Source organism: Kitasatospora sp. NPDC114501 (assembly GCF_055633695.1).
The window spans coordinates 132817-157910 of record NZ_JBVKDS010000001.1 but is presented as its reverse complement, the minus strand read 5'-3'; the positions used below and the strand labels follow the sequence as shown (position 1 = coordinate 157910).

The 25094-nt window shown below is 73.6% G+C and carries 16 protein-coding genes and 1 pseudogene; 10 read left to right on the top strand and 7 right to left on the bottom strand.

Annotation, left to right across the window (positions count from 1 at the left end; all coding sequences use genetic code 11):
• Positions 1–2: 2 nt before the first annotated feature.
• From ACZ7RU_RS00630 to ACZ7RU_RS00620, 3 genes and pseudogenes are all read left to right on the top strand, one after another.
• Entirely contained in the window at positions 3–398 is a 396-nt protein-coding gene (locus ACZ7RU_RS00630; protein WP_470338776.1) for a contact-dependent growth inhibition system immunity protein, read from the top strand.
• 77 nt (positions 399–475) lie between these two features.
• A pseudogene (gene pspAB / locus ACZ7RU_RS00625) lies at positions 476–628 on the top strand (PspA-associated protein PspAB); the annotation flags it as partial.
• A gap of 31 nt (positions 629–659) precedes the next feature.
• Positions 660–1493 carry a DUF3097 domain-containing protein gene (locus ACZ7RU_RS00620; protein ID WP_470338775.1) on the top strand — a complete coding sequence of 278 codons (834 nt, stop codon included), beginning with the start codon at positions 660–662 and terminating at the stop codon, positions 1491–1493.
• Here the strand turns inward: ACZ7RU_RS00620 and ACZ7RU_RS00615 are convergent.
• From ACZ7RU_RS00615 to ACZ7RU_RS00605, 3 genes are read right to left on the bottom strand one after another with little or no spacing between them, the layout of a single operon-like run.
• Positions 1484–2041, bottom strand: coding sequence for a Uma2 family endonuclease (locus ACZ7RU_RS00615; RefSeq protein ID WP_401107784.1), 558 nt, complete (start codon positions 2039–2041; stop codon positions 1484–1486). The genes ACZ7RU_RS00620 and ACZ7RU_RS00615 overlap by 10 nt on opposite strands.
• A 41-nt stretch (positions 2042–2082) precedes the next feature.
• Positions 2083–3312, bottom strand: a complete 1230-nt coding sequence (hemW, locus tag ACZ7RU_RS00610; protein ID WP_470338774.1) for a radical SAM family heme chaperone HemW — start codon at positions 3310–3312, stop codon at positions 2083–2085.
• A gap of 58 nt (positions 3313–3370) precedes the next feature.
• A complete protein-coding gene (locus tag ACZ7RU_RS00605; RefSeq protein WP_470338773.1) occupies positions 3371–5293 on the bottom strand; it encodes an AMP-dependent synthetase/ligase in 1923 nt (640 codons plus the stop codon).
• A 311-nt stretch (positions 5294–5604) separates the two neighbouring features.
• On the opposite strand from ACZ7RU_RS00605, the gene ACZ7RU_RS00600 reads away from it, so the two are divergent.
• The 4 genes from ACZ7RU_RS00600 to ACZ7RU_RS00585 all read left to right on the top strand — a co-directional run bounded on the left by ACZ7RU_RS00600 (position 5605) and on the right by ACZ7RU_RS00585 (position 11739).
• Positions 5605–7338, top strand: coding sequence for an ABC transporter ATP-binding protein (locus ACZ7RU_RS00600; protein WP_470338772.1), 1734 nt, complete (start codon positions 5605–5607; stop codon positions 7336–7338).
• A gap of 73 nt (positions 7339–7411) precedes the next feature.
• On the top strand, positions 7412–9472 hold the full coding sequence (locus tag ACZ7RU_RS00595; protein WP_470338771.1) for an ABC transporter ATP-binding protein: 2061 nt from the start codon (positions 7412–7414) through the stop codon (positions 9470–9472).
• A gap of 127 nt (positions 9473–9599) precedes the next feature.
• On the top strand, positions 9600–10571 hold the full coding sequence (sigJ, locus tag ACZ7RU_RS00590) for an RNA polymerase sigma factor SigJ (RefSeq protein WP_470338770.1): 972 nt from the start codon (positions 9600–9602) through the stop codon (positions 10569–10571).
• A gap of 88 nt (positions 10572–10659) precedes the next feature.
• Positions 10660–11739, top strand: a complete 1080-nt coding sequence (locus ACZ7RU_RS00585) for an NAD(P)/FAD-dependent oxidoreductase (RefSeq protein ID WP_470338769.1) — start codon at positions 10660–10662, stop codon at positions 11737–11739.
• 90 nt (positions 11740–11829) lie between these two features.
• Here ACZ7RU_RS00585 and lepA read toward each other — a convergent pair whose 3' ends face one another.
• Positions 11830–13698: a translation elongation factor 4 gene (lepA, locus tag ACZ7RU_RS00580; RefSeq protein WP_470338768.1), complete on the bottom strand. Its 1869-nt coding sequence runs from the start codon at positions 13696–13698 to the stop codon at positions 11830–11832.
• A 297-nt stretch (positions 13699–13995) separates the two neighbouring features.
• Between lepA and rpsT the strand changes: the two genes are divergently transcribed.
• Complete coding sequence (gene rpsT / locus ACZ7RU_RS00575) at positions 13996–14265, top strand: 30S ribosomal protein S20 (protein ID WP_030309778.1); 270 nt, start codon at positions 13996–13998, stop codon at positions 14263–14265.
• A gap of 452 nt (positions 14266–14717) precedes the next feature.
• Positions 14718–15407 carry a hypothetical protein gene (locus tag ACZ7RU_RS00570; protein ID WP_470338767.1) on the top strand — a complete coding sequence of 230 codons (690 nt, stop codon included), beginning with the start codon at positions 14718–14720 and terminating at the stop codon, positions 15405–15407.
• 57 nt (positions 15408–15464) lie between these two features.
• On the opposite strand, the gene holA is transcribed toward ACZ7RU_RS00570, so the two are convergent.
• Positions 15465–16463: a DNA polymerase III subunit delta gene (gene holA, locus ACZ7RU_RS00565; RefSeq protein WP_470338766.1), complete on the bottom strand. Its 999-nt coding sequence runs from the start codon at positions 16461–16463 to the stop codon at positions 15465–15467.
• Positions 16464–16609: 146 nt separating this feature from the next.
• Between holA and ACZ7RU_RS00560 the strand changes: the two genes are divergently transcribed.
• A complete protein-coding gene (locus tag ACZ7RU_RS00560; protein WP_470339294.1) occupies positions 16610–16846 on the top strand; it encodes a hypothetical protein in 237 nt (78 codons plus the stop codon).
• A gap of 50 nt (positions 16847–16896) precedes the next feature.
• Here ACZ7RU_RS00560 and ACZ7RU_RS00555 read toward each other — a convergent pair whose 3' ends face one another.
• Together ACZ7RU_RS00555 and ACZ7RU_RS00550 are read right to left on the bottom strand one after the other, a co-directional pair.
• On the bottom strand, positions 16897–18057 hold the full coding sequence (locus ACZ7RU_RS00555; protein ID WP_470338765.1) for an acyl-CoA dehydrogenase family protein: 1161 nt from the start codon (positions 18055–18057) through the stop codon (positions 16897–16899).
• Positions 18058–18121: 64 nt separating this feature from the next.
• A complete protein-coding gene (locus ACZ7RU_RS00550; RefSeq protein WP_470338764.1) occupies positions 18122–25081 on the bottom strand; it encodes a hybrid non-ribosomal peptide synthetase/type I polyketide synthase in 6960 nt (2319 codons plus the stop codon).
• Positions 25082–25094: the final 13 nt, after the last annotated feature.

The following is a 25094-nucleotide window of genomic DNA, read 5'->3' as shown; positions in this document are numbered from 1 at the left end:
CGGTGACTCGACTCGTGAACCGTGACCGGTCCCTTGAGGAGCTTGAACGCGATCGTTGGCCGGCTCCATCGGGCGACGAGAGCCGTCTTGTGGCAACCGTGTACTCGCTTCGCCGTAAGCCGATTGGCGAGCTGAACGTCGAGGACCTGCGCCTGCTGATCAGACAGGACGTGGGTCTTTCCTACCTCTTGCCGCTGGCATTGGAGGTGCTCCGGGATGACCCGATGGCCGAGGGTGAGATGTACGCCGGCGATCTGCTGGCCGCCGTACTCACCAGGAGTCCCGAGACCTGGAGCGACTCACCCGAACTCGGACATGAGCTTCGTCTGATCGTCTCGCAGCTGAGCGATCTCACACCGTCCCTGAAACAAGCGGTAGAGCGCTTCCGCGCCCTGTAGGCCACCGCCAGGGCTCCGCCAGCGCTTGTGAGGTGCAGCGATCTTCGAGCTGCGTACAGGTACAAGGGTCAAACTGGGGGACGTTCTACCCCTTCGCCCCGGTGCCCGGTGGCGGGGAGAAGCGCAACAGCCCGCTGGAACTGCAGGTCAACGCGATGCTGGGGAACGACCTGCGGCTGGAGAAGGACCTCGGCCGCTGGTTCCCGGTCTGGGGCGCGCCGGGCCTCTGACGGGCCGTCCGCCGTCCCTATGATCACCCGTATGCGCAGCCGCCAGTACGGACCCGACCTGACCCCGCCGTGGAAGAAGCAGCAGCCCGCCCCGGAGGTGCCCGCCGAGCGGGACCTGGTGGTCGAGGAGGCGGCGACCGGCTTCTGCGGGGCGGTGGTGCGCTGCGAGAAGACCGCCGAGGGGTTCACCGTCACCCTGGAGGACCGGTTCGGCAAGCACCGGGTGTTCCCGCTGGTGCCGCGCGGCTTCCTGCTGGAGGGCAGGGCCGTCACCCTGGTCCGCCCGGCCGGCCCGGCGGCGCCCCGCACCCCGGGCCGTACCGCCTCGGGCTCGGTCGCCGTCCCCGGCGCCCGCGCCCGGGTCGCCCGCGAGTCGCGGATCTACGTCGAGGGGCGGCACGACGCCGAGCTGGTCGAGCGGGTCTGGGGCGACGACCTGCGGATCGAGGGCGTGGTCGTCGAGTACCTGCGCGGCATCGACGACCTGCCCGCGATCGTCGCCGACTTCGCCCCCGGCCCGGGCCGGCGCCTCGGCGTCCTGGTCGACCACCTGCTCCCCGGCACCAAGGAGCACCGCATCGCCGCCCAGGTCACCGGCGAGTCCGTGCTGGTCGTCGGCCACCCCTACATCGACATCTGGCAGGCCGTGAAGCCGTCGAGCGTCGGCATCCCCGCCTGGCCCGCCGTTCCGAGGGGCGAGGACTGGAAGGAGGGCACCTGCCGCCGCCTCGGCTGGCCGGTGGACGCCCCGGCGGCCTGGAAGCACATCCTGTCGAAGGTGAACTCCTACAAGGACCTGGAGCCCGAACTGCTGGGCCGGGTGGAGGAGTTGATCGACTTCACGGCCCTGCCGGGTCAGGAGTAGGTCTGGAACTCCGAGGTGTCGAGGGTGACGCCCAACAGGTCGAGTCGAATGGGATCACCGAACTTGCTGATCCGCTCGGACAAGTACCTCGGAAGGCCGGACCCGGGATCCTGGCCCAGTTCGGTCAGGAGCACGCACACTCCCCTGATCGGATCGACGATCAAGTACGCAGGGATGGTGCCCTCCGCGTAGAGCTCCCGCTTGGTCCGGTAGTCACGATCGACACTGGTCTTCGACACCACCTCGACCACCAGGGTGACGGCAGGCGACGGCAGCAGGCGACCGTGTTCCTCGACCGCCCCGCGTTCGAAGACCACCAGGTCGGGCTGGGGTTCGCTCGCCTGCCCGGGGATCCCCACGTCTTGGGTGGTGAGTGGACGCCACCGGCTGAGCGGAAGCTGGTACTGGATGGCCAGGACGATGAGGTTGTGGACCATGTCAGGCCCCGCCATCATCACGATTTCCCCCCTGATGAGCTCGGCCTTGACGCCTTCCGGCACCTCCAGGTTCTCGAAGATCCCGGTCATCCGGTCATCGATGGCGGTCATCGCACGCTCCCTCCGACGGCTGACGCCCACGTTAACGAATGTCAGTCCACCAGGTCACGCACGACGGCGTCGGCCAGCAGCCGGCCCTGGAGGGTGAGGGCGGCGCGGCCGTCGGCGTACGGGCCCGCGGCGAGGAGGCCGTCGGCGAGGTGCCGGTCCGCGGCCTTGCGGCCGGTGTCCGTCAGCAGGTCCAGGGGGATGCCGTCGACCAGGCGCAGTTCCAGGAGGATGCGCTCGACGCGGCGGTCCTCGTCGGCCAGCACCTCGCGGGCCAGGGCCGGGGTGCGGTCCTCGGCGAGGGCCCGCGCGTAGGCGGCGGGGTGCTTGGCGTTCCACCAGCGGACGCCGCCGACGTGGCTGTGGGCGCCGGGGCCGGCCCCCCACCAGTCGGCGCCGGTCCAGTAGAGCTCGTTGTGGCGGCAGCGGCCCTCCGGGGTGGTGGCCCAGTTGGAGACCTCGTACCAGGAGTAGCCGGCGGCGCCGAGCGCCTCCTCGGCGATCAGGTAGCGGTCGGCGTGGACGTCGTCGTCGATCATCGGCAGTTCGCCGCGCTTGACCCGGGCGGCGAGCCGGGTGCCCTCCTCGACGATCAGCGAGTACGCGGAGACGTGGTCGGGCCCGGCGCCGATGGCGGCGTCCAGGGAGGCCCGCCAGTCGTCGTCGGACTCGCCCGGGGTGCCGTAGATGAGGTCGAGGTTGACGTGGTCGAAGCCGGCCGCGCGGGCCTCGGCGACGCAGGCCTCGGGGCGGCCCGGGGTGTGGTGGCGGTCGAGCAGCCGCAGGACGTGCGGGCGGGCGCTCTGCATGCCGAAGGAGAGCCGGTTGTAGCCGCCCTCGCGCAGTTCGGCCAGGTAGGCCGGGTCCACCGACTCCGGGTTGGCCTCGGTGGTGACCTCGGCGCCCTCGGCCAGCCCGAACTCCTCGCGGATCGCGGCGAGCATCTTCACCAGGTCGCGGGCGGGCAGCAGGGTCGGGGTGCCGCCGCCGAGGAAGACGGTCCGCACCGGGAGGTCGGTGTCCCCGAGCACCCTGCGGGCGAGGCGGATCTCGGCGACCACGTTGTCCGCGTACGTCTCCTGCGAGGCGACCGCCCCGGAGGAACGCAGCTCGGTGGCGGTGTAGGTGTTGAAGTCGCAGTAGCCGCAGCGGCTGGCGCAGTACGGCACGTGCAGGTAGAAGCCGAAGGGTCGCGAGCCCAGCCCGGCGAGGGCGTGCGCGGGCAGGGAACCGTCGGACGGCACCGGATCGCCGTCGGGAAGTGCGGAGGGCATGGACCCATTGTCCCGTACGGCCCGACCTGACCGGCGGGCCGTACGGGAGCGGGGCGGATCAGGCCTCGTTGGCGCCCGCGTACATCGCGGTCACCGCGTCCGCGTAGGTCCGCTCGACCACCGGGCGCTTGATCTTCAGGCTCGGGGTGAGCTCGCCGTGCTCGATGTCGAGGTCGCGCGGCAGCAGGTGGAACTTCTTGATCGTCTGCCAGCGCTGGAGGTCGCCGTTGACCCGCTTGACGAAGCCCTCGATCAGCTCGTGCACGGCCGGCTCGGCGGCCAGCTCGGCGTAGCTGCGCCCGGCCAGGCCGTGCTCGGCGGCCCACGGCATCAGGACCGCCTCGTCCAGGCCGATCAGCGCGGTGCAGTAGTTGCGGCCGTTGCCGATCACCAGGATGTTGCTGACGAACGGGCAGACCGCCTTGAACTTGCCCTCGACCTCGCTGGGCGCCACGTACTTGCCGCCGGAGGTCTTGAACAGGTCCTTCTTGCGGTCGGTGATCCGCAGGAAGCCGTCCGGGGTGAGCTCGCCGATGTCCTCGGTGTGGAACCAGCCGTCCGGCTCCAGCACCTCGGCGGTCTTCTCCGGCAGGTTGTGGTAGCCGCGCATGACGCCCGGGCCGCGCAGCAGGATCTCGCCGTCCTCGGCGATCCGCACCTCGGTGCCGGGCAGCGGGCGGCCCACGGTGCCGATCCGGACGTCCTCCGCGCGGTTGACGCAGGAGCCGGCGCTGGTCTCGCTCAGGCCGTAGCCCTCCAGGATGGGCACCCCGGCGCCGAGGAAGAAGTAGCCGATCTCCGGGGCCAGCGCGGCACTGCCGGAGACGGCGCCGCGCATCCGCCCGCCGAAGGCCGCCCGGATCTTCGCGTACACCAGCCTGTCGGCCAGCGCGTGCTGCAACCGCAGGCCCAGCGGGGCGGTCCCGGCCCCGGTGGCGACCCGGTTCTCCTGGACCACCCGGGCGTACTCGCGGGCGACCTTGGCCGCCCACAGGAAGATCTTGTACTTGGCGCCGCCCTCGGCCCGGGCCCTGCCCGCGATGCCGTTGTAGACCTTCTCGAAGATGCGCGGCGCCGAGGCCATGATGGTCGGCCGGATCGCCGGCAGGTTGTGGATGATCCGGTCCACCCGGCCGTCCAGCGCCATCACGTGCCCGGTGGCGATCTGCCCGGAGATCAGCGTCTTGCCGAACACGTGCGACAGCGGCAGCCACATGAACTGGACGTCGTCGGGGCCCAGCAGCCCGCTGGCCTCCTGCGCCCGGCCCTCGTACGCCCAGCAGTCGTGCACCAGGCGCACGCCCTTGGGGCGGCCGGTGGTGCCGGAGGTGTAGATGAGGGTGGCCAGCTGCTCCTTGTCGAGCCCGTCGACGGTCTTCTCCACCGCGTCGGGGTGGTCCGCCAGGTACCGGGTGCCGCGCTCCTCCAGCTCGGCGAGGGTGATCAGCTCCAGGCCGGCGGCCTCGGGGGCCTCGGCGGGCGCGTCGAAGAGGATCACGGTGCGCAGCTCGGGCAGCTGGTCGATCTGCTCGACGGCCTTGGCCAGCTGGGCCGCGTTCTCGGCGAACATCGCCCGGCAGCCGGAGTCGGAGAGGATGAACGCGGTCTCGGCCGCGTTGGTGCTCGGGTAGACGGTGGTGATCGCGGCGCCCGCGCACATGGCGCCCAGGTCGGTGAGGACCCACTCGAGCCGGGTCGAGGAGGCCAGGGCCACCCGGTCCTCGGGCCGGATGCCGAGCGCCATCAGGCCGGCGGCCACCGCCTTGACCCGGGTCGCGGTCTGCGCCCAGGTGAGCGAGCGCCACTGCTCGGCGCCCGGCGCGCCGTCGGCGGCCTGCTCGTCCACCGGCGAGGGGTAGCGGTAGGCCTCGGCGTTCGGGGTCAGGGCGACCCGCTCCAGGAACAGGTGGGCGACGGAGGCGGGGCGCCCGGCGACGAGGTCGGGCCTGCCGGAGTCGATCAGGGACTGCGCGGAACTCAACGAGGACCTCCGGGGGCGGGTGGCCGTCTGAGGGATTGTCGCGGCGTCCGTGGGGGCGGTCGCCGGGCCCCCGGTTCACCTGAGCGGTACCGGTCAGTAACAAAGGGGCAATCAGCAGCCTAGGGGGAAACCGGTCATTCCGTAAGAGGGCAGCGCCCGACGGCACACCCCCGCGGTACCCGTGCCGCACCCGGCCGTTCGGCAAAAGCCCGGCAAACCTCCGGCGCCCGCACGCCGAATGGCCCGCGCGACGCCGGAGAACATCGAGAATTGGGGTGCGAACCCGACCGGCGACCGACAAGAGTGTGCTAGTGCTGATCAGACTGCTGAGGGCGTACCTGCGCCCGTACTCCCGACCGATCACCCTGCTGGTGCTGCTCCAGCTGGTGTCCACCCTGGCGGCGCTCTACCTGCCGACGCTCAACGCCGACATCATCGACGACGGGGTGGTCAAGGGCGACACCGGCTACATCCTGCGCGTCGGCGGGGTGATGATCGCGGTCACCGTCCTCCAGGCCCTCTGCTCCATCGGCGCCGTCTTCATCGGCGCCCGCACCGCCATGGCCTTCGGCCGGGACGTCCGCGCCGCCGTCTTCGACCGGGTGCAGAGCTTCTCCGCCCGGGAGGTCGGCCAGTTCGGCGCCCCCTCGCTGATCACCCGCACCACCAACGACGTCCAGCAGGTCCAGATGCTCGCCCTGATGAGCTTCACGCTCATGGTCGCCGCGCCGATCATGTGCGTCGGCGGCATCATCATGGCGCTCAACCAGGACGTCCCGCTGTCCGGCCTGCTGCTCGCCGTCATTCCGGCGCTCGGCGTCGTCGTGGTCCTGCTGGTCCGCGCGCTGCGCCCCAGGTTCCGCAGCATGCAGGAGCGGATCGACACCGTGAACCGGGTCCTGCGCGAGCAGATCACCGGCATCCGGGTCATCCGCGCCTTCGTCAAGGACGACCAGGAGCAGGCCCGCTTCGCCGGCGCCAACGAGGACCTCACCCAGGTCGCCCGCCAGGTCGGCCGGCTGATGTCCATCATGTTCCCCGCCGTCATGCTGGTGGTGAACGTCTCCAGCGTCGCCGTGCTCTGGTTCGGCGCCCACCGCATCGACGACGGCGCCATGGAGATCGGCGCGCTCACCGCGTTCCTCTCCTACCTGATGCAGATCCTGATGAGCGTCATGATGGCCACCTTCATGTTCATGATGGTGCCGCGCGCCGAGGTCTGCGCCGAACGCGTCGAGGAGGTCCTCGGCACCCGCAGCAGCGTCGTCCCGCCCGCCGCCCCCGTCACCGAGGTGCTGCGCCGCGGCAACCTGGAGCTGCGCGACGTCGCCTTCCGCTACCCCGGCGCCGAGGCCCCCGTGCTGCGCGGCATCGAGCTCACCGCCCGCCCCGGCGAGACCACCGCCATCATCGGCTCCACCGGCAGCGGCAAGTCCACCCTGCTCGGCCTCGTCCCCCGGCTCTTCGACGCCACCTCCGGACAGGTCCTGCTCGACGGCGTGGACGTCCGCGAACTCGACCCCGTCGTGCTCGCCGAGAACGTCGGCATCGTCCCGCAGAAGCCCTACCTCTTCTCCGGCACCGTCGCCAGCAACCTCCGCTACGGCCGGCCCGACGCCACCGACGAGGAGCTCTGGCACGCCCTGGAGATCGCCCAGGCCAAGGAGTTCGTCGAGAAGCTGCCCGAGGGCCTGGACGCCCCCATCGCCCAGGGCGGCGGCAACGTCTCCGGCGGCCAGCGCCAACGCCTGGCCATCGCCCGGACCCTGGTCCGGCGGCCCTCCGTCTACCTCTTCGACGACTCCTTCTCCGCGCTCGACTACGCCACCGACGCCAAGCTCCGCAAGGCCCTCGCCCGCGAGACCTCCGACGCCACCGTCCTGATCGTCGCCCAGCGCGTGTCCACCATCCGCGACGCCGACCGGATCATCGTCCTCGACGAGGGCGCCGTCGTCGGCACCGGAACCCACCACGAGCTGATGACCGACAACCCGACGTACCGGGAGATCGTGCTCTCCCAGCTCACGGAGCAGGAGGCGGCATGACCGAGCGAAGCGAACGAACCGTCAAGAGGTGCGCATGGGCGAACGCCCCTGCCGAGCGCAGCGAGGTGGGCGCATGAGCAGCCCCGGCAAGAAGCCCGACCTGAACAAGGGCCAGGGCCCGAGAGGCGCCGCCCCCGAGGACGCCCCGAAGAAGGACGCCGCGAAGGACGCCGAGCTGCCCAGCGACTCGCAGGCCGCCGCCGCCCGCCGCGGCCCGGCCGGCCCCGGCCGCTTCATGGGCGGCCAGGGCACCGAGAAGTCCATGGACTTCAAGGGCTCCGGCAAGCGCGTCCTCGGCCTGCTGCGCCCCGAACGCAACACCCTGATCGGCGTCCTGGTCCTCGGCGTGCTCGGCATCGGCTGCGCCGTCATCGGCCCCAAGATCCTCGGCGACGCCACCGACCTGATCTTCGCCGGCGTCGTCGGCGCCCGCTTCCAGACCGGCGCCTCCAAGGACCAGGTCGTCGACGGGCTGCGCGCCCACGGCGAGGGCGGCGTCGCCGACCTGCTCTCCTCCGTCGACTTCGTCCCCGGCCAGGGCATGGACTTCGGCGCCATCGGCTCCGTCCTGCTCTGGGTGCTCGGCGTCTACGTCGCCTCCGCCGTCCTCGGCGTCTTCCAGGGCCGGCTGGCCACCCACGCCATCCAGGCCGCCAGCTACCGGCTGCGCCAGGACGTCGAGGCCAAGCTCTCCCGGCTGCCGCTCAGCTACTTCGACAAGCAGCCGCGCGGCGAGGTGCTCAGCCGGGTCACCAACGACATCGACAACATCGGCCAGTCCATGCAGCAGACCCTCGGACAGGTCGTCAACTCGCTGCTCACCGTGGTCGGCGTGCTCGCGATGATGTTCTGGATCTCCCCGCTGCTCGCCCTGATCGCGCTGATCTCGGTGCCCGTCTCGGTGGTCGTCGCCACCAAGGTCGGCAAGCGGGCCCAGCCGCAGTTCGTCCAGCAGTGGAAGTCCACCGGCCAGCTCAACGCCCACATCGAGGAGATGTACACCGGCCACACCCTGGTCAAGGTGTTCGGGCGGCAGCACGAGTCCGCGGAGACCTTCCGCGAGCACAACGAGGCGCTCTACCAGGCCAGTTACAAGGCCCAGTTCATCTCCGGCATCATCCAGCCCGCGATGATGCTGATCGGCAACCTCCAGTACGTGCTGGTCGCCGTCGTCGGCGGCCTGCGGGTGGCCGGCGGCGCGCTGTCCATCGGTGACGTCCAGGCGTTCATCCAGTACTCCCGGCAGTTCAGCCAGCCGCTCACCCAGGTCGCCAGCATGGCCAACCTGGTGCAGTCCGGCGTCGCCTCCGCCGAGCGCGTCTTCGAGCTGCTGGACGCCCCCGAGCAGAGCGCCGAACCGGCCATGCCCGAACGGCCCGACGTGGTGCGCGGCCGGGTCGCCTTCCAGGACGTGACCTTCCGCTACGACCCCGGGAAGCCGCTCATCGAGGACCTCTCGCTGAAGGTCGAACCCGGTCAGACCGTCGCCATCGTCGGCCCCACCGGCGCCGGCAAGACCACCCTGGTCAACCTGCTGATGCGGTTCTACGAGGTCAGCTCCGGGCGGATCACCCTCGACGGCGTCGACATCGCCGCGATGTCCCGCGAGGAACTGCGCTCCGGCATCGGCATGGTGCTCCAGGACACCTGGCTGTTCGGCGGCACCATCGCCGACAACATCGCCTACGGCGCCGAGTCGGCCACCCGCGAGCAGGTCGTCGAGGCCGCCAGGGCCGCCCACGTCGACCGCTTCGTGCGCACCCTGCCGGACGGCTACGACACCGTCATCGACGACGAGGGCACCGGCGTCAGCACCGGCGAGAAGCAGCTGATCACCATCGCCCGGGCGTTCCTCGCCCAGCCGTCCATCCTGGTCCTGGACGAGGCGACCAGCTCCGTCGACACCCGCACCGAGGTGCTGATCCAGCGGGCCATGGCCCGGCTGCGCACCGGCCGCACCAGCTTCGTGATCGCCCACCGGCTCTCCACCATCCGGGACGCCGACGTGATCCTGGTGATGGAGAACGGCTCGATCGTCGAGCAGGGCTCGCACGACCGGCTGATCGCCGCCGACGGCGCCTACGCCCGGCTCTACCAGGCGCAGTTCGCCGAGGCCGCGGTCGAGGTCGACTGACGCCCGGCCGACCGGCGGGCCGGGGCGGGGACTTCCCGCCCCGGCCCTTCGCGTTCCGGCCCTTCGCGCTCCGGCCCTTCGCGCTCCGGGCACTTGCGTTCCGTACGCCGCGCGCTACCTTGGGCCCGTGATCGACGACCAGGCCCCCGACCACCCGGACGCCCCGGACACCCCGGAAATCCCGGACGCCCCGGACGCCCCGGACGCCTTCGAGGCGAACCGCCGCTACCTGGGCTCGGTCGCCTACCGGCTGCTCGGCTCGTTCACCGACGCCGAGGACGTCCTCCAGGACGCCTGGCTGCGCTGGCAGGGCGCCGACCGCGCCGCCGTCGCCGACCCGCGCGCCTTCCTCACCACCGTCGTCACCCGGCTCTGCTACGACCAGCTGGGCTCCGCCCGCGCACGCCGCGAGGCCTACTACGGCGAGTGGCTGCCCGAGCCGGCCGTCAGCTACGCCGACGTCCCCGACTCCCCCGCCGAACTGGCCGAACGCGGCGAGTCCGTCTCGCTCGCCCTGCTCGCCGTGCTGGAGCAGCTCACCCCCGCCGAGCGGGCCGCCTTCGTGCTGCACGACGTCTTCGCGGTCGGCTTCGAGGAGATCGGCGCCTCCCTGGAGCGCAGCCCCGCCGCCGTCCGCCAGCTCGCCTCCCGGGCCCGCCGCCGGGTCCGCGACGGCGGGCGGACGCGGGAGGGCGCCCGGCACACCGGCGGGGCGGGCCCGGCCGAGCACCGCCAGGCCGTCGAGGCCTTCGCCGCCGCCAGCGCCCGCGGCGACATCCTCGCCCTGATGGAGGTCCTCGACCCCGACGTGGTCTGGCACTCCGACGGCGGCGGCATCGTCCGCGCCGGGGTCCGTCCGGTCCTCGGCGCCGACCGGGTGTCCCGGATGGTGGCCGGCCTGGTCGCCAAGTGGTTCACGCCCGACGTGGCCATCGGCCCCGCCGTGGTCAACGGCGAACCCGGACTGGTCTGGTACGACCGGACCACCGGCCGGGTCGGCGGCGTCCTCGCCTTCACCGTGTCCGGCGGCCGGATCGCCGAGGCCTACGTCGTGCTCAACCCCGAGAAGCTCGCCCGCATCCCCGCCGTGGAGCTGTGACCCGGCTCACGGTCACACCCCAACCGGCCGCGTCGTCCCCTTCCCGAACAGCGCTCCACCGGAGCGCCCTCGCGAGGAGGCGGACGAGATGAGCAGCACCACCACCGGCCGACGGATCGTCGTCCTGGGCGCCGGGTACGCCGGACTCACCGCAGCCAACGGCGCCGGACGGCGCCACGCCGTCACCCTGGTCGCGCCGGAGGAGCGGATCCTGCACCGCATCCGCCAGCACGAGACCGCCGCCGGCCACGGCCGCGACCGGCCCACCATCGGCGAACTCACCCGCGGCCGCCGGATCACCCACCGCCGGGCCCGGGCCGTCGGCATCGACCCGGACGCCCGCGAGGTCCGGCTCGACGACGGCACCACCCTCGCGTACGACACCCTGGTCCACGCCCTCGGCAGCCGCACCGCCTGGCACGGCGTCCCCGGCGCCGAACGGCTCGCCTACTCGGCGGAGCGGGCGGCCGAGCTGCGGGGCCGGATCGACGGGCCCGACCGGCCCGGCACCCTGGCCGTGGTCGGCGGCGGCGCCACCGGCATCGAACTGGCCACCGAACTCGCCGAGGCCCACCCCGACCGGCAGGTCCGGATCGTCGCCTCCGGCCTGGTCGGCGGCGTCTACTCGGCCAAGGGCCGGGCCCACGTCCGGCGCGTCCTGGCCCGGCTCGGCGTGGCCGTCCACGAGAACACCACCGTCACCGAGGTCACCGCGGACGGGCTGCGCACCACCGCCGGGCCGGTCGCGGCCGACCTCGTCGTCTGGGCCGCCTCGCTGGAGCCGCACCCGCTGGCCGCCGAGGCCGGACTGGCCGTGGACGAGCGCGGCCGGGCCCTGGTGGACGACCACCTGCGGTCGGTATCCCACCCGGACGTCCACGTGGTCGGCGACGCCGCCGCGGTCACCGTCCCCGGCGTCGGCACCCTGCGGATGGGCTGCGCCACCGCCCTGCCCCAGGGCCGGTACGTCGGCAGGCTGCTGGCCGGGCGCACCGGGAAGCCGTTCTCGTTCCGGTACGCGGTGCAGTGCGTGAGCCTCGGCCGGCGGGACGGGCTGCTCCAGGTGGTCCGCCCGGACGACTCGATGCGGCCCACCGTGTTCACCGGCACCGCGGGGCGCCTCGCCAAGGCGGCGATCGTCTCCGCGGTCCGCCTCAGCCTGACGTAGGCCACCGGGGAGCCGGGGCGCCCCGGAGACGCCGGAAGGGCCCGGGCGGGTGCCCGGGCCCTTCCGGCGTGCGTCACCGCCCCGCTGTGCCTACTTCTTGTCCTTCGGCGTCTCGGCGTCGGTGGACAGCGCGGCGATGAAGGCCTCTTGCGGGACCTCCACGCTGCCGACCATCTTCATCCGCTTCTTGCCTTCCTTCTGCTTCTCCAGCAGCTTCCGCTTGCGGGAGATGTCACCGCCGTAGCACTTGGCGAGGACGTCCTTGCGGATCGCGCGGACCGTCTCACGGGCGATCACCCGGGAGCCGATCGCGGCCTGGATCGGCACCTCGAACTGCTGGCGGGGGATGAGCTTCTGGAGCTTGCCCGCCATCATCACGCCGTAGCCGTAGGCCTTGTCCTTGTGGACGATCGCGGAGAAGGCGTCGACCGCGTCGCCGTGCAGCAGGATGTCGACCTTCACCAGCTGGGCGGACTGCTCGCCGATGGGCTCGTAGTCCAGCGAGGCGTAGCCGCGGGTCTTGGACTTCAGCTGGTCGAAGAAGTCGAAGACGATCTCCGCGAGCGGCAGGGTGTAGCGCAGCTCGACCCGGTCCTCGGAGAGGTAGTCCATGCCCTGCAGGCTGCCGCGGCGGGACTGGCAGAGCTCCATGATCGCGCCGACGAACTCGTTCGGCGCCAGGATGGTGCCGCGCACGACCGGCTCGTAGACGTCGGAGATCTTGCCGGACGGGAACTCGCTCGGGTTGGTGACGGTGTGCTCGGTGCCGTCCTCCATCACCACCCGGTAGACCACGTTGGGGGCGGTGGAGATCAGGTCGAGGTTGAACTCGCGCTCCAGGCGCTCCCGGATGATCTCCAGGTGCAGCAGGCCGAGGAAGCCGCAGCGGTAGCCGAAGCCGAGCGCGACCGAGGTCTCCGGCTCGTACACCAGGGCGGCGTCGTTGAGCCGCAGCTTGTCCAGGGCGTCGCGCAGCAGCGGGTAGTCCGAGCCGTCCAGCGGGTAGAGGCCGGAGAACACCATCGGGCGCGGGTCCTTGTAGCCGCCGAGCGGCTCGGTGGCGCCCTTGTGCATCGAGGTGATCGTGTCACCGACCTTGGACTGCCGGACGTCCTTCACACCGGTGATGATGTAGCCCACCTCGCCGACGCCCAGGCCGTCGGCGACCTTCGGCTCGGGCGAGATGACGCCGATCTCCAGCAGCTCGTGGGTGGCGCCGGTGGACATCATCGAGATCCGCTCGCGCTTGGTGAGCTGCCCGTCCACCACACGGACGTAGGTGACCACGCCGCGGTAGGAGTCGTACACCGAGTCGAAGATCATCGCGCGGGCCGGGGCGTCCTTGACGCCGACCGGGGCCGGGATGGTGTTGACGATGTGGTCCAGCAGGTCCTCGACGCCCAGGCCGGTCTTGGCGCTGACCTGGAGCACGTCGGCCGGGTCGCAGCCGATGATGTGCGCGATCTCGGCCGCGTACTTCTCCGGCTGGGCGGCCGGGAGGTCGATCTTGTTGAGGACCGGGATGATCGTGAGGTCGTTCTCCAGCGCCAGGTACAGGTTGGCGAGGGTCTGTGCCTCGATGCCCTGGGCCGCGTCGACCACCAGGATGGTGCCCTCGCACGCGGCGAGGGAGCGGGACACCTCGTACGTGAAGTCCACGTGGCCGGGGGTGTCGATCATGTTGAGGATGTGCGTCGTCCCGGCGTCCGGCCCGGTCTTCGGCGCCCACGGGAGGCGGACCGCCTGCGACTTGATGGTGATGCCGCGCTCACGCTCGATGTCCATGCGGTCGAGGTACTGGGCGCGCATCTGCCGGGGGTCGACGACGCCGGTGATCTGCAGCATTCGGTCTGCGAGCGTCGACTTGCCGTGGTCGATGTGGGCGATGATGCAGAAGTTGCGGATCAGCGCCGGGTCGGTACGGCTGGGCTCTGGCACATTGCTGGGGGTCGCGGGCACCTTGGTCCGATTCTCCGTTGGTCCGGGGCCGGGGGTGTCCGGGTCATCGCTGACCGGTTTTCCCGGGGACCGGACGGTCTCGTCCGATCGAAATAGTTCCTCCCATCCTCCCACGAGCGCGGGGTGGACCGCCGGTCGGGCACCGGGGACGGCCGTCGGGGGCGGCCGGTTTGGGCCGCGCAGCGGGCCCCTGGTAGCGTGGTCAGCTGCACCTGGCCTCGGCATGCCCTCTCAGCTGGACCGAAGGCCGCCGGGTGCGACCCCGTTCAAACCTTTCAGACAGACTGAGGCTCCTTCGTGGCGAACATCAAGTCCCAGATCAAGCGCAACAAGACCAACGAGAAGGCGCGCCTGCGCAACAAGGCCGTCAAGTCCTCGCTGAAGACCGCTCTGCGCAAGGCCCGTGAGGCCGCTGCCGCCGGCGAGACCGAGAAGGCCACCGAGCTGGCCCGCGCCGCCTCCAAGGCGCTGGACAAGGCCGTGAGCAAGGGCGTCATCCACGCCAACCAGGCCGCCAACAAGAAGTCGGCCATCACCAAGCGCGTCAACACCGCCGTCCAGGCCTGACGCCCCCGGGGGCTCCGGCCCCCACCGCTTCGGGACGACCCGGCCCTCTACCCGGACCCCCGAGGCGCGCGAGACTCGCACCGCACGCGGCCTGCGTTCGCCACGCGGGTGCGGTGCAACGAAGCAGTACGGCAGGCGCCGCAGTCGGCCTCCTCCCCGGAGGCCGCTGCGGCGCCTGTCGCGTTCCGTGGTCCGGCGCTAGGGTCGGTGCTCAGGACCGGCCCTCGGGGTGGTCCTGTCCGATCGGGGCGCGGGGAGCGTCCCGGCGCCAGGCCCAGGGGGGAACTTCCATGTCGACGCCACCGCCGCCACCGGCACCGAACGGGCCGGGGTACGGCTACCCGCAGCAGCCGGGCGGGGGCGCGCAGCCCGTACCGGGCGCTCCCGGACCGGGGGGTGCTCCCGGACCCGGAGGTGCGGCCGGCTTCGGACCGCCGCCCGGGCTGCCGACCGTGCCCGGCCTGCCCGCCACTCCGGGGGGTGCCGCGGCGCCGCGGCCCGCCGCTCGCGGGAACCTGCGGCGCAACGCCGTCTGGGCGTTCGTCGGCGCGGTGATCGTCTCGGTCGGCTGGACCGCCGCCGTACTGGCCGTCCCCGGCCTGGTCAGCAGCGAGTCCTCGCCGCGCGGACTGCGCGGCTACCACCTCTCCGACGACTTCTGCACCACCGCGAAGCCCACCAGGATCCTCCAGGCGTACTCCGTCTCGGACACCACCGCGCCGACCCACCACACCGACCGGCACCCGGCGCTGGACAGCATGAACTGCTCGATGTCGCTCAAGCGCACCGGCGGCGGCAGCGACGGCGAGTACGCCAACCTCTACCTGCGCGCCGACCTGCACAAGGCGGTCAACCCGGCGCCCGAGCTGGAGGCCAACAAGGAGCTCTACCGGGCGCGCGGCTACCAGGTCACCACCATCTCGGGGCTCGGCGAGGAGGCGTACTTCCTGTACCAGGACGACGGCTCGGACCAGTACCACAGCGTCTACGCCGAGCTGGACGTCCGCGACGGCGGGATGACGTACTACATCAACTTCTCGGCCAGTTACACCGAGGGCAAGGGCAAGCCGCCGTCCCAGGAGGAGCTGCGCAGCGCCCTCCAGTCCGACGCGCAGGACGCCGTCCGGGCCATGAAGAAGTAGGCCCGGCCGGGCCGTCGGGCGGACCGGTCGGCCGGCCGGCCGTCAGTATGCGGGCCGTCAGTACGCGGGCCGGGAGCCGGCCCGGGCCGCGCGGGCGACGGCGACCACCGCGCGCTCCAGGGCGAAGGCCGGGTCGTCCGAGCCGCCCTTGACGGCGGCGTCGGCCTGGGCGATCGCGGTCAGCGCGGCGGCCACCCCGTCGCCCGTCCAGCCGCGCATCTGCTGGCGGACCCGGTCGACCTTCCACGGCGGCATGCCCAGCTCGCGGGCCAGGTCGCCCGGGCGCATGTTCCGCCCGGCGCTCGCCAGCCGGCCGATGCTGCGCACGCCGGACGCCAGCGCGTAGGTGATGCCGGTCGGCGGCTGGCCGACGGCCAGCGCCCAGCGCAGCCGCTCCAGCGCCTCCGCGGCCCGGCCGGTGACGGCCAGGTCGGCCACCTCGAAGCCGGTCGCCTCGGCCCGGCCGCTGTAGTAGCGGGCCACCACCGTCTCGTCGATCGCGCCCTCGACGTCCGAGGTCAGCTGGTGGCAGGCGGCCGCCAGCTCGCGCAGGTCGCTGCCGAGCGCGTCCAGCAGCGCCTGGCAGGCCTCCGGGGTCGCGGAGCGGCCCAGGGTGCGGAACTCGCCCTTGACGAAGGCCAGCCGCTCGCTCGCCTTGGCCAGCTTGGCGCAGGCCACCTCGCGCCCGCCGGCCTTGCGCCCGGCGTCCAGCAGGCCCTTGCCCTTGGCGCCGCCGGCGTGCACCAGGACCATGATCACTTCTTCGGCCGGCGCCTCGATGTACGCCCTGACCTCCTTCACCGAGTCGGCGGAGAGGTCCTGCGCGGCCCGGACCACGATCACCTTGCGCTCGGCGAACAGCGAGGGCGTGGTCAGCTCGGCCAGGCTGCCGGGCTGGAGGCCGCCGGGGGGGATGTCCCGTACGTCGGTGTCCGGGTCCGCCGCCTTCGCCGCCGCCACCACCTGGGCGACCGCGCGGTCCAGCAGCAGCTCCTCCTGGCCGACCGCGAGGGTCAGCGGGGCGAGCAGGTCGTCGGGTGCACTCTTCCTGGCCATCGCGTACCAGCATCCCACGGGCCGCGGACACTCCCGCCCGACGCGGTGGGCGGCCCGACCTGGACAATGGCCGGGTGACCGAGAACCACACCGCCGACCTCCCGACCGTCGACCAGCCTGCCGTCTCCGACCCGTACGCCCGGCATCTGCTCGTCCTGCCCGACCGCGACACCGCCGAGGAGGCCGCCGAGGAACTCGGCGCCACCCGGCCCGACCTCGGCGAGCTCGAAGTCGTCCGCGACGCGCTCGCGGGCGAGGACGACGCCGAGGACGCCCAGTGGCTGGTCGTGGCCGAGGCCCCGGAGAGCGGCTGGACCCCCGCCCTGCTGCACGTCCTCGACACCCTCGCGGCGGGCTACGAGGGCTGGCGCGAGGAGGCCTGACCTCTTCGGGCGCCCCCGGGGACTCACCGGGGGCGCCCGATCCGCTCCGGTCAGAAGTGCGGCGAGCTGGGGGTGCCCCCGAGCCGCAGGTCGCCGACCCCGTCGAGGATCCTCTCCGCCGAGGCGACGTGGCGGCCCGCGGTGATGACGTCGCGCAGGCAGCGGTCCAGCGGCGTGCGCTCGGTGTAGATCGCGGCCGATCCCACCACGTCGTACAGGAGTTGGACCGCCTCCCGGCAGGCAGTGTGCGCGAACCGGCGGGCCAGTGCGGCCGTGCCGCGTTCCGGCGCCAGGCCCGCCGCCTGGGCGGCCCAGGCCCGCTCCAGCGTGGCGTACACGTAGGCGTCCGCCGCGCCGATCAGCGACTCGGCGTGCGCGAGGTCGGCCGGGGCACCCGGGAAGGGCAGCGCGGTGCGCCGGGCGGAGAGCAGCTCCCGGGCGCAGTCCAGCGCGGCCCGGCCGATGCCCAGCGGCACGCCCGCCATCTTGAGGGCGAGGTTGTCGGCGCGCAGGTGGAGCGGCTCGGGCCGGGTGCCGGACGGCGCCAGGGCGAAGGTGTGCCGCTCCGGGACGAACAGGTCGGCCACCTCGAAGTCGTGCGAGCCGGTGCCGCGCAGCCCGGTGGTGTGCCAGGTGTCGAGCACCCGGGCGTGCGCGGCGTCGAAGACGGCGATCCGCGGGGTGCCCTCCGGGGTCTGGAACCCGGCCATCACCCGGTCGGCGTGGGTGATCCCGCTGGCGTGGGTCCAGCGGCCGGTCAGCAGGTAGCCCCCGCCGTGCCGGACCGCCCGCCCGGCCGGCGGCAGCACCGTCGCGGTGATCAGGTCCGGGTCCGGGAACAGCTCGGCGAACACGTCCTCGGGAAGCGAGACCACGGCCAGCGAGGCGTTCAGCGCGACGGACGCGCACCAGGCGACCGAGGCGTCTCCCGCGGCCAGCAGGTCGATCGCCCGGGTGGTCTCCGGCACGGTCATCTCGACCCCGCCCAGCCACGGCGGCAGGGCGGCCCGCAGCAGCCCGGTGGCCTTCAGGCCGTCGAGGACGTCGCCGGGGATCCGGCCCAGCCGCTCGGTCTCGGGCGCGGTGGCGGGCAGGCCGGCCGCGTAGGTCCGCACGCGCTCCAGGACCGATGCGGCGGTCCGGGCCGTCCCGGTACGGGCCGTCCCGGTACGGGCCGTCCCGGTCCGGGGCGGCAGTTCGAGGGTGGTCATCCGGTCCTCCGGGTTCGACGGGTTCGGGTGGTTCGGCTGCTTCGGGCCGTTCCGCTGCTTCGGGTCACAGGTCGTTCAGCGCCTTGTCGAGCTCGGCCGCCAGGGTGTGGAGGTACGGGGGACGCATGACGCTGTAGTGGTCGCCGGGCACGTCGACGCTCTCCGCCCGGTCGCCGAGCAGGTCCAGCCACTGCCGGGTGGCGGCGGTGGTGGCCCCGTCCATCGCCCGCAGCAGCCGGACCCGGCCCCGGTACGGGACGGGCTCGTGCTCGGCCAGCGCCCGGCTGAGGCGCAGGAACCGGCCCGCGAGCCGCTCCAGGGTGGCGGCGTCGATCTCCTCCGGCAGCACACCGGCCCGCCGGGCCCGGGTCAGCAGCTCCCCCATCGGGGAGCGGCCGCCGGTGGACTCGAACTCGGCCGGACCGGGGTTCCAGTCGCGGCCGGCCAGCCCGGCCAGGTCGCGGGCGAACCGGGCCAGCAGCGCCGACTCGGCGGCGGGCTCGGTGCGGCCGGGCGGTTCGAGCAGGTCCACGGCGGCGACCAGCTCGACCACCGCGCCCCGCCCGGTGAGCAGCCGGGCGGTCTCCAGGGCGATCACGCCGCCCATCGACCAGCCGCCGAGCCGGTACGGGCCCTCCGGGAACCGTGCGGTGATCGCGTCGGCGTAGTGCGCGGCGAGCTCGGCCACGGTGAGCGGCGCGGGTTCCGCGCCGGATCCCTGCTGGACGTTCTGCTCCGGGTCCTGCTCGGGGTACTGGAGGGCGTGGACCGGCTGGTCCTCGTCCAGCAGGGCGCCGAGTCCGGCGTAGCAGAGCACGTCGCCGCCGACCGGGTGGACCAGGAACAGCGGCGGCCTGGTCCCGGTGTCCCGGACGGTGACCAGGGCCGACCGGCCCTCGTCGCCGGTGGGGCCGCCTTCGCCCGCCCGGTCGCGCAGCACCTCGGCCAGTGCCTCGACGGTCGGCCGCGCGAGCAGCGCGGCCACCGGCAGTGAGCGGCCGGTGCGCTGCCGGATCCGGGCCATCATCCGCACCGCGAGCATCGAGTCGCCGCCGAGGTCGAAGAAGTTCGCGGTGACGTCGAAGGAGTCCGCACGGCCGCCGGAGGAGTCGGAGGGGTCGGAGGGGCCCGCGGCGGCGTCGCCGGCCGTCCCGCCGCCGGCCCCGAAGAACTCGGCCCAGATCCCGGCGAGCCGCCGCTCGGCCGTGTCGCGCGGGGCGACCGGCCCGCCGGAGCGCGGGGCCGCCTGCCCGGGCGAGGGCAGCCGGCGCCGGTCCACCTTGCCGTTGTCGGTCAGCGGCAGCTCCGCCAGCGGGACGATCCGGGCGGGCACCATGTAGCCGGGCAGCTCCCGGCCGAGCGCCGCGCGCAGCTCCTCCTCGGAGGCGTCCGCCACCGCGTACCCGACGAGCCGACGCGCTCCGCCGCGCTCGCCCTCGGCCACCACGGCCGCCGCCCGGACGTCCGGGTTGCGCAGCAGCGCCGCCTCGACCTCGCCGAGCTCGATCCGGTGGCCCTGGATCTTCACCTGGAAGTCGGCGCGTCCCAGGAACTCGATGTCGCCGTCCGGCAGGTAGCGGCCGAGGTCGCCGGTGCGGTAGAGCCGCTCCCCCGTCGCCGGGTGGCGCAGGAAGGCCGCGCGGGTCTTCGCCTCGTCGCCGAGGTAGCCGCGGGCCAGGCCGGTGCCGGCGATGTACAGCTCGCCGGGGACCCAGGTCGGGCGCGGCCGCAGCGCCTCGTCCAGCACATGGAAGCGCTGGTTCCGCATCGGCCGGCCGTACGGGATGCTCGTCCGGTCCGGGTCCACGTGGGTGACCGGGTGCAGGATCGACCAGATGGAGGCCTCGGTCGCGCCGCCCAGGCTGTGGATCCGCGCCTGCGGCAGGATCCCGGCGATCGCGCCGGGGAGCGTGACGGGGATCCAGTCGCCGCTCATCATCACCACCCGCAGCGAGGACGGGCCGCCGCCGAGCGCCCGCAGGTGCTCGACGAACATCTCCATCAGCGCGGGGACGCTGTTCCAGACCGTCACCCGGTGCCGGTGCACCAGCTCCAGCCAGGCGGCCGGCTCGCGCTGCGCCGAGGCGTCGGGCAGGACCACGGCACCGCCGGCCGCGAGCAGGCCGAACACGTCGTAGACCGAGAGGTCGAAGTTGAGCGCGGACAGCGCCAGCACCCGGTCGTGTTCGGTCACGCCGAAGCGGTCGTTGACGTCCTGGATCGTGTTGACCGCGCCGGTGTGCTCGATCATCACGCCCTTCGGCACCCCGGTGGAGCCCGAGGTGAAGATCACGTAGGCGAGGTCCTCGGGGCGGGCCGGGGAGGGCGGCAGCGGACCGTCCGCGCCGGTGTCCTCCGGTTCGGTGTCGACGTCCAGCGTGCGGACGCCGTCCGGCAGGTCGAGCCCGGCCGCGACGGCCGAGCGGGTCAGCACCAGGCCGATCCCGGCGCTCTCCACGATCATCCGCAGCCGGGGGCCGGGCATCGCGGCGTCGACCGGCACGTAGGCGGCCCCGGTCTTGAGGACGGCCAGCGCCGCGACGACCTGCTCCCAGCTCTTGTCCATCACGATGCCGACCAGTGCGCCCGGCCCGGCGCCGTACCCGATCAGCCGACGGGCGATCCGGTCGGAGCGGCGGTCCACCTCGCGGTAGCTGAGCGTCCGGGCGGCGGTGATCACGGCGGGCGCGTCCGGCCGGGCCGCGGCCTGCCGCAGGAACGCGTCGTGCAGCAGCTCGGCGGGAACGGGGCCGTCGGTGGCGTTGACGGCCCGGCGGACCTCCAGGTCGGCCGCCGGCGCGAGCACGGACGGCGGGCGGCGCCACGCCCCCTCGTCGCAGAGGTCCCGCACCAGGTCCAGGTAGGCCTCCCACATCCCGTCGACGACGCCGTCGGGGAACATCTCCTCCACCACGTCCCAGTTCAGGACCAGCTCCCCGGCCTCCTCCAGGGCCTGGTGGTCCAGCCACACCTGCGGGGTGCGCACCGAGCTGGAGGCCAGCTCGCCGGCGGTGCCGAGGGTGGTCAGCGCGGTGAGCGCCCCGCGCTCGGCGCGGGCCGCCCGGTCGCCGTCGCCGTCGCCGGCGAAGCCGTCTCCGTCGCCGGTGAGGCCGCCGCCGGAGAAGCCGATCGTGCTGGTGAAGACCACCGGCATGCCCGCCAGGCCCGTCCCGCCCCGGGTGCGGTTGAGCTCGCGCAGCACCTCGACGCCGCTGACGTGGCCGTGTTCGAGGTCGGCCAGCAGCTGGTCCTGCAGGCGCGTGGCGCCGTGGACGAAGGCCTCGCCGGGGGCGGCGTCGACCTCCAGCAGGGTGGTGGAGCTGAGGTTCCCGACCACCCGGCCGGCGTCCTCGTGCAGCGGCCGCCGGTGGAAGGCCAGCAGGTTGAGCGTGAAGCGCGGCGAGGCGCTCCAGGCCCCCAGCACCTGCGCGTACGCGGCGCACAGCGCGGCCGAGGGCGAGAGGCCCGCCACGGCGGCGTGCTCCTTGAAGCGCCGCCACGCCCCGGACTCCACCCGGGCCGTGCGGTGGACGAACACCGGCTGCCGGGGGGCCGGGCCCGGGCGCAGCGGAAGGGCCGGCGCGGGCGGCAGCGAGTCGACCCGGGCCCGCCAGTAGGCGAGCGAGGTCGCGCGCCGCGCGGCGTCCGTCTCGGCGGCGGCGAGCACGTAGTCGCGGTAGGTGACGGCCGGCGCGGGGGTCGCGGGCGTCCCGTCGCGGTAGGCCTGCGCCCACTCCCGGAACAGCAGCCCGGAGCTGCGGCCGTCGATGATCAGCGCGTCGAAGTTGAGGTGCAGCCGGGTGGTGCGGGCGTCGAGCAGGGTGGCCCGGACGTCGAACAGCGGCCAGACCTCGGTGTCGAAGACCTGGTCCCGCATCTCCCGGTGGATCCCGGCCAGGCGGCGCTCCCGTTCGGCCCGGTCGCAGGCCCGCAGGTCGACGGTGGCGATCCGGTAGTCGGGGACCTCGGCGAGCACCCGCTGGTGCCCGTCCCGGGAGACCACCGCGCGGAGCATGTCGTGCCGGTCGACGAGCTGCCGGAAGGAGGCGGCCAGTCGGTCGAGGTCGGTGTCCGTCAGGTCCACCTCGACCAGGAAGGAGGTGGAGACGTTGCCGAGTTCGAAGGCGTCGGTCCGGCCGACCAGGTAGGCCTGCTGGAGGTCGGTGAGCGGGAACGGCTCGTGGCGGGCCGCCGGGTCGGCGACCAGTGCCGCCCCGGGCCGGCCGCCTTCGCCGCCGTCGCTGCCGCCGTCACCGCTGACGCCGTCGCTGCTGCGGGCCGCCCGGGCGGCTTGGACGGCCTGGGCGATCGCGATGACGCTGCGGCCGTCCAGCAGCTCGCGCAGCGGCAGGTCCACGCCGAGCCGCCGGGCGAGGGTCTGCCGGATGTCCGTCGCGATCAGCGAGTCGACGGCCAGGCGCCGCAGCGGCAGGTCCCGGTCGTCACCGGTGACGGCGGCGCCGCGCGCCCGGCCGACGATGCCGGCCACCAGCTCGACCACGTCCTCGGCCTCGGGGGCGGCCGGCTCCCCCGGTGCCCGGGTGGGCGCGGGGGCGTCGGGGACGGCTTCCAGGCGCACCCCGTCGGCGAGCGCCACCGGTGTGCCGTCGGGGCCGACCAACCGCACCTGCGCGACCAGCGACCCGTCCGGGGCCGGCGCCCCGCCCCGGCGGGGGCCGCCGGTCCAGAGCCAGTAGCGCTCGCGCTGGAACGGGTAGCCGGGCAGCGGCACCGGCGGCCCGGCGGGCTCGCCGTGCACGCGCGCCCAGTCGATCCGCACCCCCCGGGTGTAGAGCGCGCCGAGGCTGTCCAGCAGGGTGCGCCGGGCGTCCTCCCCCGGGCGCAGCGACGGCAGGACCGCGGTGTGCCCGGTCGCCCGGACCTCGTCGAGCAGCGGCGAGGCGGGCCCGAGCTCCACGAAGGTGCGGTGGCCGTCCCGCAGCAGTGCGGCGAGGCCCGCGGCGAACCGCTCCGGCCCTGCGACGTCCGGCACGCTCCGGGCCGCCACCAGCGCGTCCTCCGGGCTCATCGTGCCCATGACGCACGCGGCCACCAGCTCGCCGGTGCCGTGGCCGAGGACGGCGGCGGGCCGCACCCCCCACGAGCGCCACAGCTCGGCGAGCGCGTACCCGACGGCGAACGGCGAGAGCCGCCCGCCGGGCGCCTCGGCGCACTGCTCCAGGGCGCGGCGGAAGACCGGCTCGGCCTCGGCCAGGGCGGTGACCGCCTCGGCGTCCGGCCCGTCCAGGGGGCCGTCGGACCCGGTCAGGAGGAACACCGGGCCCCGGGCGCTCTCCGGCGTCCGGGTGCCGACGCGGACGCCGGGCGGCGGCTCCTCGCCCCGGCGCGTCCGGAGGAGGAGGTCCCGCAGCTCGGAGCAGGAGGAGGCGACGGCCGTGAGCCGGTGCGGGAAGTGCGACCGGCCGAGAGCGGTGGCGCGGCAGATCGACCCGAGCGGATCACCGGCTCCGCCCGATCCGCCTGCTCCACCCGACCCGTCCGCTTCACCCGCTTCACCCGCGTCGCCGGCGAGCAACTCGGTGTAGCGGTCGGCGAGTTCGGCGAGCGCGGCGGGCGTCCTGGCCGACAGGGTCAGCAGCCGCGGACCGCCCGGCGCGGCCGCCGCGGACGGCTCCGCCTCCGGGACGGCCGGGGCCTCCTCGATGATCACGTGGGCATTGGTGCCGCTGATGCCCTGCGAGGACACCCCGGCCCGCCGGGGCCCCGGCGTCGCGGGCCACGCGGTCTGCTCGGCGACGAGTTCGACCGCGCCCGCCGACCAGTCGACGTGCGGGGTCGGATCGTCCGCGTACAGGGTGGCGGGGAGGGTGCCGTGACGCATCGACAGCACCGTCTTGATGACCCCGGCGACGCCCGCCGCCGCCTGGGAGTGCCCGATGTTGGGCTTCAGCGAGCCGAGCTTCAGCGGCCGCTCCCGGTCCCGGCCGTAGGCGGCCAGCAGGGCACGCGCCTCGATCGGGTCACCGAGCTCGGTGCCGGTGCTGCTCGCCTCCACCACCTGGACGTCCCCGGGCGACAGCCGCGCGTCCGCCAGCGCCTGCCGGATCACCCGCTGCTGCGCCGACCCGCTCGGCGCGGTGAAGCCGTTGCTGGCGCCGTCCTGGTTCACCGCGCTGCCGCGCACCACGGCCAGCACCCGGTGGCCGCGCCGCCGCGCGTCCGACAGCCGCTCCAGCAGCAGTACGCCCACGCCCTCGGAGAGCCCGCTGCCGGCGGCGGCGGCCGAGAAGGGGCGGCACCGGCCGTCCGGCGACACGCCCTGCATCCGGGTGAACTCGGTGAAGAGCTGCGGGGTGGACATGATCGTCGCGCCGCCCGCCAGCGCCATCGCGCACTCGCCGCCGCGCAGCGACCGGACGGCCAGGTGCAGCGCGACCAGCGAGGACGAACAGGCCGTCTCCACGGTCATCGCCGGGCCGCGCAGGCCGAAGGTGTAGGAGATCCGGCCGGACGCGGCGCCGCCCACCGCCCCGGTGGTCAGGAAGCCCTCGGCCTCCTCCGGCACCTCGCCGAGCCCCAGCCCGTAGTCGAGGTTCGACAGGCCGGTGAACACGCCGGTCTCGGTGTCGCGCACCGACTCCGGGTCGATCCCGGCGTCCTCGAAGGCCCGCCAGGCGGTCTCCAGCAGCAGCCGCTGCTGCGGGTCCATGGCCAGCGCCTCACGCGGGCTGATGCCGAAGAAGCCGGCGTCGAACTCGGCCGCGTCGTAGAGGAATCCGCCCGAGCCGGTCAGGCTCCGCCCGCCGTTGTCGGGGTCGTACAGGCCCTCCTCCCAGCCCCGGTCGCGGGGGAACGCGCCGACCGTCTCCCCGCCCGAGGCCAGCAGTCGCCACAGCGCCTCGGGCGAGTCGATCCCGCCCGGGTACCGGCACGCCATGCCGACGATCGCGATCGGCTCCCGCTCCCCCTCCTCCAGTTCTCGCAGGCGCCCGCGCGCCTCGTGCAGGTCGAGGGTGAGGCGCTTGAGGTATCCGAGCAGCTTCTCGTCCGATGCTGATGCCATGACGGATCGGTCC

What these genes read in the sequence shown, in the direction of transcription:
- ACZ7RU_RS00615 (WP_401107784.1), bottom strand. Translation starts at nt 2,041, where the DNA reads ATGACCGCCATCGATGACCGGATGACCGGGATCTTCGAGAACCTGGAG.
- ACZ7RU_RS00585 (WP_470338769.1), top strand. Translation starts at nt 10,660, where the DNA reads ATGAGCAGCACCACCACCGGCCGACGGATCGTCGTCCTGGGCGCCGGG.
- holA (WP_470338766.1), bottom strand. Translation starts at nt 16,463, where the DNA reads ATGGCCAGGAAGAGTGCACCCGACGACCTGCTCGCCCCGCTGACCCTC.
- ACZ7RU_RS00620 (WP_470338775.1), top strand. Translation starts at nt 660, where the DNA reads ATGCGCAGCCGCCAGTACGGACCCGACCTGACCCCGCCGTGGAAGAAG.
- hemW (WP_470338774.1), bottom strand. Translation starts at nt 3,312, where the DNA reads ATGCCCTCCGCACTTCCCGACGGCGATCCGGTGCCGTCCGACGGTTCC.
- ACZ7RU_RS00595 (WP_470338771.1), top strand. Translation starts at nt 7,412, where the DNA reads ATGAGCAGCCCCGGCAAGAAGCCCGACCTGAACAAGGGCCAGGGCCCG.
- ACZ7RU_RS00550 (WP_470338764.1), bottom strand. Translation starts at nt 25,081, where the DNA reads ATGGCATCAGCATCGGACGAGAAGCTGCTCGGATACCTCAAGCGCCTC.
- ACZ7RU_RS00555 (WP_470338765.1), bottom strand. Translation starts at nt 18,057, where the DNA reads ATGACCACCCTCGAACTGCCGCCCCGGACCGGGACGGCCCGTACCGGG.